Source organism: Wolbachia pipientis, assembly GCF_023661085.1.
Classification (GTDB): domain Bacteria; phylum Pseudomonadota; class Alphaproteobacteria; order Rickettsiales; family Anaplasmataceae; genus Wolbachia.
In genome coordinates, this window is the sequence record NZ_JAHDJT010000068.1 from 1 (window position 1) to 7086 (window position 7086).

5 protein-coding genes and 2 pseudogenes are annotated in these 7086 nt (G+C 37.4%); 5 read left to right on the forward strand and 2 right to left on the reverse strand.

Features of this window, described 5'->3' with window-relative positions; all coding sequences use genetic code 11:
• Window positions 1-151: 151 nt before the first annotated feature.
• Window positions 152-826, reverse strand: a pseudogene (radC, locus tag DM84_RS03795) (RadC family protein).
• 167 nt (window positions 827-993) lie between these two features.
• Between radC and secG the strand changes: the two are divergent.
• The 3 genes from secG to DM84_RS03810 are packed head-to-tail and all read left to right on the forward strand — an operon-like array spanning window position 994 to window position 3375.
• Window positions 994-1314 (forward strand): preprotein translocase subunit SecG, encoded by a 321-nt coding sequence (gene secG, locus DM84_RS03800; protein WP_175937498.1) that lies wholly within the window; start codon window positions 994-996, stop codon window positions 1312-1314.
• Window positions 1314-2918 carry a CTP synthase gene (locus DM84_RS03805; RefSeq protein WP_250778410.1) on the forward strand — a complete coding sequence of 535 codons (1605 nt, stop codon included), beginning with the start codon at window positions 1314-1316 and terminating at the stop codon, window positions 2916-2918. The genes secG and DM84_RS03805 overlap by 1 nt, the downstream gene beginning before the upstream one ends.
• A gap of 40 nt (window positions 2919-2958) precedes the next feature.
• Window positions 2959-3375: a nucleoside deaminase gene (locus DM84_RS03810; protein WP_250778413.1), complete on the forward strand. Its 417-nt coding sequence runs from the start codon at window positions 2959-2961 to the stop codon at window positions 3373-3375.
• A 110-nt stretch (window positions 3376-3485) separates the two neighbouring features.
• Here DM84_RS03810 and DM84_RS03815 read toward each other — a convergent pair whose 3' ends face one another.
• Window positions 3486-4757 carry an MFS transporter gene (locus DM84_RS03815; RefSeq protein WP_250778411.1) on the reverse strand — a complete coding sequence of 424 codons (1272 nt, stop codon included), beginning with the start codon at window positions 4755-4757 and terminating at the stop codon, window positions 3486-3488.
• Window positions 4758-5109: 352 nt separating this feature from the next.
• On the opposite strand from DM84_RS03815, the pseudogene DM84_RS06255 reads away from it, so the two are divergent.
• Both DM84_RS06255 and nuoF read left to right on the forward strand, forming a co-directional pair.
• Window positions 5110-5256 (forward strand): annotated as a pseudogene (locus DM84_RS06255) (IS5 family transposase); the annotation flags it as partial.
• A 400-nt stretch (window positions 5257-5656) separates the two neighbouring features.
• Entirely contained in the window at window positions 5657-6943 is a 1287-nt protein-coding gene (gene nuoF / locus DM84_RS03820; protein WP_250778412.1) for an NADH-quinone oxidoreductase subunit NuoF, read from the forward strand.
• The last annotated feature ends 143 nt before the right edge of the window (window positions 6944-7086 follow it).

A 7086-nucleotide genomic window follows, 5' to 3' on the forward strand; every position in this document is an offset into this window, starting at 1 on the left:
AAGCTCTCTTGTCATTTTAACCTGTACAGATTGGGAAGTTAAACAAATAACTTCACTACTATGATAATGGGACTGGTGGAGGTTGTCAAGCAGTTTTTTGACTCATCTCCCTTCTTCCAAAACATTGGTAAAACTGTAGCTATAAAAGCTTTCACAACAGCCTATTTTCCTTGAAACTAAAATAGCTATCGAATGTGATAATAATGTGGTCTACTAATTCTATTCCTACACTTTTGCAAGCCTCTGCTAGTTACCTAGTGAGGGATATATCGCTACTTGAAGGCTGTGTATCCCCGCTTGGATGGTTGTGAGATATTACAATAGACGTTGAGCCAATTAAAAGAGCACGTTTTATGATTTCTCTAACATAAAGGGGTGTTTGATCTATTGTGCCGACGTTTTGCAAGTCTTCCGCCATTATACGATACTTTTTATTCATGTAAATGACGCGAAAGTTTTCCTTATTGAGGCTTCCTATGCTTATTCTTAAGTAATCAAGCAGTTTTTTCCAATTATTGATTATAGGCAGGTCCTTTATTTCTTCTCTTGCAGAGCGAACAAAGGCTTGTTTTACACAAAAAATGGCAGATATAGCTGCGTTGTTGACTCCATCAATGTTTCGCAGTACTTCTAAATCAGCATTAAAAACCTTATTTAAACTACCAAAGTTCTCTATCAAACTCTTTGCTACTGGCTTTACGTCAATTCTACTGTATGCTGAGTACAAAATATGCTCTAAAACCTCATAATCGAGCAGTGATTGTCCATTATCCAGAATAATTTTCTCCCTTAAGCGCTTTCTATGCCCTTTTTTGTAATCTTTCACCATCAATAAATTGCTTGCTGCGTATTCCCTATAATAAGAAATTAGGATCTTAAGGTAAAATATTTAATAAATCTCTGTTATTCCAGACACAACGCTCGTTTACTTGAACAGATCTCTTGACTTATGTACTTTATGCTCCTAAAATTTTTATTTTCAGCCCTATTACAATGTCAGTAACGATACTCAGTGCGCTCCAAATAATATTAGTTGTTGTTCTAGTAATTTTAGTGCTCTTGCAGCCACCTGGGAGTAGTCCGCTGAGTGGCTTTAGCAATTCACAGCAGGGGCTCAATTCAATGATTCCGGTGAAATCTTCTGCAAACCCGCTTAGCAAAACAACAGCTATAGTTGCCGGATTATTTATTATAAACACATTGCTATTATCAGGATTATGTTCAAAAGATGTGCATAAGAAGTCAATTGCAGAAAAAATCATACTAGAAAAAAAACAAGAAAATGAATCTACTTCTGTTCCTTTTGAAAATTGATGAAGGAAGCTAAATTTATCTTTGTAACAGGCGGGGTCGTTTCATCACTTGGCAAGGGTTTAGTTGCTTCAAGTGTAGGCACACTTCTTCAAGCTCATGGCTTTGGAGTCCGTATCAGGAAACTTGATCCGTATCTGAATATTGATCCTGGAACAATGAACCCAATTCAACACGGGGAAGTATTCGTCACAGAAGATGGTGCTGAAACTGATTTGGACCTTGGGCATTATGAGCGCTTTACTGGAATTAAAGCAACCAAAGACGACAATGTAACAACTGGTAAAGTGTATCATGAGTTACTGAAGAAAGAAAGGCATGGTGATTATCTGGGCAAAACTGTGCAAGTTATTCCTCATGTGACAGATTTAATCAAATCGTTTATTTTTAATGGTACGGAAGGTTTAGATTTTGTAATATGTGAAATTGGCGGAACTGTAGGTGATATTGAAAGCCAACCTTTTTTGGAAGCCATACGTCAAATCAGCTATAAGCTTGGAAAACAAAGAGTTATCCTTATACACTTGACCTTGGTACCATATCTTACTGCAGCTCAAGAATTAAAAACAAAACCAACACAGCATTCAATTCGAGAGTTAAACTTTGCGGGGTTGCAACCAGATATTATATTATGTCGTAGCGAGAAAGAAATTTCTGATAATCAAAGAAGAAAAATAGCCAATCTTTGTAACGTTTCTTTGCCTAATGTAATACCTGCCCCTGATGTGAGCCATATATATGAGCTACCGGTTTTATATAATCAGTGTGGACTTGGTACACAAGTTTTGGAACATTTTAACTTGAATAAGCCAAAACCAAGCCTAACTGAATGGGATCGAATAGTACACTCTATGAGACACCCAACACAGGAAGTTACTGTGTCTATAGTAGGAAAATACACTGAATTCCCCGATGCGTATAAATCACTAGTTGAAGCATTAAACCATGGTGCAATTAGTAATAAGGTCAAGGTAAAAATAAATTGGATTAATTCAAGGGAGAAGAGTGAAGAACCTATCAACAAAAAACTCATAGAAGAGAAATTGCAGAATTCCCATGCAATCCTCGTTCCAGGTGGATTTGGTGATGATGGAGTAGAAGGTAAAATATCGGCAATAAGTTACGCTCGCACGCGTAATATCCCATTTTTTGGAATATGTCTTGGTATGCAGCTTGCAGTTATTGAATTTGCTCGCAATGTCATTAAGCTTGAAGATGTGCACTCCGAAGAATTTTGTACCTGTAAGCATCCGATCATTAAGCTAGCTAGCAATAAGAATATTGACCTTGGTGGAACCATGAGACTTGGGGCGTATAAATGTAATATAAGCCCAAATTCCAAAATGGCGGATGCGTATAGTGATATTACCATCTCAGAAAGGCATAGACACAGATACGTAATTGATTTAGATTATAAAGATGATTTAGAAAAAAATGGGTTGATATGCAGTGGTATATCAGGAGATGGAGCGTGTATAGAGGCAGTGGAGCTGGAAAATCACCCATGGTTTATCGGCGTGCAATTTCACCCGGAGTTCCAATCAAGGCCTTTTTCTCCTCATCCTCTTTTTGTGTCGTTTATTAAGGCAGCAGCTAACACAATTTAAAAAAGAAGATTAGCAGAGGAAAGTGTTTAGATACCGATATATGGAGCTTGCAATAGAGCAAGCAAAACTTGCCCAAAAAAGTGACGAAGTTCCCATAGGCGCTGTAATAGTGAGTAGAAGCAATGTTGTTTCTTCCGCGCACAACATATCCAACGATCCAACTGCACATGCGGAGATGTTAGTAATTAGACAAGCATGTAGATTGCTTTCAACGTCAGTACTTTGTGATGCTGACGTGTATGTAACATTAGAACCGTGCCCTATGTGTGCTCAAGCTATCTCCTTTGCAAGAATTAAACGATTGTATTTTGGAGCTTATAATCCAAAAGGTGGAGGAATTGAAAATGGTGCTAAAATATTCCAATTTTGCAACCATGTACCTGAAGTTTATGGTGGGATATTAGAAACAGAGTGCTCTTTTTTGCTAAAAGATTTTTTTGAAAAACTGAGAACCTAATTAGGCTTTGTCATTCCAGCGTGTACTGGTTAAGTTGAGTGTCTCTCTTTTAATCTTGCAATCCTTTCAATTTCACTAACAGAAAGTGTATGATTTATACCCCAGAATTTTTACCAATCAAAATCTTTATCTTGTGGTTTTATTTGCAATATTGCCACCAAACTGATCAATAAGCAGAAGATTATATAAAGCCCAGCAGCAAAGTTTATTTGAGGGAATGTTATAGTAAACCAAGTACATATCATCGGAGTAAATCCGCCATGCAAAGCATAAGAGATGTTGCGTGATAAACTCACTCCACTAAATCTAACATTAGCGGGGAAGAGTTCAGATGCGACTATTCCTATAGGATTTATACCCCTTTCTACTATAGAAAGAACCATTACACTAAGCATAATTATAAGATAACTTTTATAGTGGTATGCAATAGATAACATGGGACAACACAGTACCATAGTAATCACTATGAATAGGATTGCAGTCCGCTCTTTTCCCACCTTATCAGCTAACATTCCAAATGCTATTGAAGATATCGGCATTAATACACTGGTTATAATGAGCACAACTTCGTTGACATATGTTGTTACATACGTCTCAACCGATACTATTTCCTTTGCAATTGTTCTGAGAAATATGGTGAATCCAACAGCAACATTAACGGGTATAGATATTAAAATAGCAAGTGTAAGAGCTCTCTTGTAGCGTTTTATAAGCTCTATTATTGGCAAATCAGGTAAATTTCTTTGTTCTCGACTTTTTTCATATGCTGGAGTTTCTCCTAATGTGTATATACTATATGCACTAATCAGTCCCAAAACAGCTGAAAAAGTAAACGGTATTCTCCAACCCCAAGCGTTAAAATCAGTGATTTTTTTACAGATGACCACCATTGCCACAGAAAGCAAAACGCCAATGGAGCGACCAAAACTTATTACTCCAAAAAACATTCCTAGCTTTTTCTTATTAGGTAAATGCTCTATGAGATAAACAGAACTGCCTCCTTGTTCAGCGCCGAGCGCAATCCCTTGTGTTAGATGGATTGCAAGGAGCAACATAGTGGAAGCTACACCTATCCGACTATAACCTGGAATAAACGCAACGAGGCTAGACGGAATCGATATTAGCAAAATGGCAATTGTTAACGCTACCCTCCTTCCATATCTGTCACCAATGTGACCAAATACAAATGCGCCAAGTGGCCTTACCATAGCACCCAGTCCTGCAATTCCAAACAATTGCAATATGTTGTAGTAAACGTCTTTTGCAGAACAAAACTCTCTACTGATTATATTAACCAGGTCAATAAAAAGCATGTGATCATACCATATTGCTACTCTGCAGAGTATTGTTGATATCAATACCCTTGTTTGCTGATTGCACACTAAATTCAATTCGTAAATGTTTGCCCATTTTAGCTAGTTTTTAGGATCTAGTAAAGCTGTAACCCAAGGTGTGAGGTTGACTTTTTTATTATGGTATATGATAATTGAAATGCTCAAAATTATGATGGGATATGTGCAGTGGAAAGAAATATGAAGTGTAGTTGATAAGAAGGGAAGTTTAAGTAAGGATAATGTAATCGAAAAAACAGAAAAAGCATTAGGGAGCAGGTTAAACAAACTAACAAGTCAGTTAGGTGGAACCTATGAGGCTTTGTTGCATGGCAACTAAAAAACCTAGTGGTTACTGACAAAATTCATTATAGAGTAGCTATTTAATTACCTAAGAAAGAATATGCTACAGAAAATGAAAGTCAGTAACCCAAAAGAATATAACAAATTTCTCCGGGAAAGAGGAAATATTTTTCACTACATTAATGAGGCTATCGAAAATTGGTACGACAATAGTCCAAAAATACAAGGTTACAAGAGTCTCTACAATATGCAGCTCCCATATCTGTAGTATATGTGCGGGCTTATTATTAAATTTAAATTTTTCTAAACTTTGCCTAGGTTGGATTTTCACCCGCTGTGTTCTAAACGCTTCTCTTGTCACACTCATAATGTTTTTTCCTTATATTAAAATTTGTTGATTTAGCTACAGTAGTTTAAATAGCAAACCATAGAAACTTGGTTGAAGTTAGTAACGACAAAAATTTTTTATTGACTCAATTCCATTTTATTACGTAATTTACTTTAATTTTTCTTGCAAGTTCTCAACTGGGTGTGTATCTTTACGTGAGTAAGGGTTGTATCCTATACGGCTAATTTTATAAAATTAACAAATAAGCGTGAGAGGAGTTCGTTTCAAGCGTTACTCCTTCACTAAGGTTTCAAAAGCCATGGTGAAAGAACAAGACAAAATATTCACTAATTTGAGTGGTAAAGGAACTTCACTACTTAAGGATGCAAAAAAACGTGGTAATTGGCAAAAAACAAAAGAGCTACTGGATTTAGGGTCAGAGAAAATCATTGATGAAGTAAAAAAATCTGGCTTAAGAGGTCGAGGGGGTGCAGGGTTTTCCACCGGTCTTAAGTGGAGCTTTATGCCCAAAAATCCTTCAAAAGAACAACCAACATATTTAGTAGTTAACGCAGACGAGTCAGAGCCAGGTACATGCAAAGACAGAGATATATTACGATATGAGCCACACAAGCTACTTGAGGGTATTCTTCTGGCTGGAAGAGCAATCTGCGCGTCAGTTGCGTATATTTATATCAGGGGTGAGTTTTATAATGAATATTTAGTTCTAAAAAAGGCACTTGAGGAAGCCTATAAGGAAGGACTGATTGGAAAAAATGCCTGTAAATCGGGCTATGACCTCGATGTATTTATACATAGGGGAGCAGGAGCTTACATATGTGGAGAAGAAACAGCTCAGCTTGAATCAATTGAAGGAAAAAAGGGCTTTCCTCGCATGAAGCCCCCATTCCCTGCAGGTGTTGGGCTTTTTGGCTGTCCAACCACGATAAACAACGTTGAAACCATAGCTATGGTTCCAGATATTCTGCGTCGTGGAGGAGAATGGTTTGCGTCTCTTGGCAAACCAAACAATACCGGTACTAAAATATTTTGTATTTCGGGACACGTAAACAACCCGTGTAATGTTGAAGAAGAGCTCGGAATTCCACTGCGTGAGTTAATTGAAAAATACGCAGGTGGAGTGCGAGAGGGTTGGGATAATTTACTTGCTGTGATACCTGGCGGATCTTCAGTGCCACTTATTCCGAAATCTATATGTGATACTATTGAAATGGATTTTGATTCACTAATAGGTGTACAATCAAGTCTTGGTACTGCTGCTGTCATAGTAATGGATAAATCAACTGACATAATAGCTGCAATAGAGAGGCTATCGCATTTCTATATGCATGAATCATGTGGGCAATGTACACCATGTCGTGAAGGTACTGGATGGATGTGGAGAATTATGAAAAGGATGGTAACAGGGAACATTAGACCTGGTGAAATAGATAAGTTACTTGATCTTACAACTCAAATAGAAGGGCATACGATTTGCGCACTTGGTGATGCTGCAGCTTGGCCGATTCAGGGATTAATTAGGCATTTCCGCCACGTTATCGAAGAGAGAGCACAATTCAGTAGAAGTTGCGTGCGAACACTGTAGCCATGGTGGATACAAAAACTACTTGACAACCTTCGCCGATACCCTTATCATAGTAGTGAAGCTATTTGTTTAACTTCCCAATCTGTATAGGTTAAAATGACAAGAGAGCTTGTATTTGGCGTACTATTGTTTAATTTTTCGCA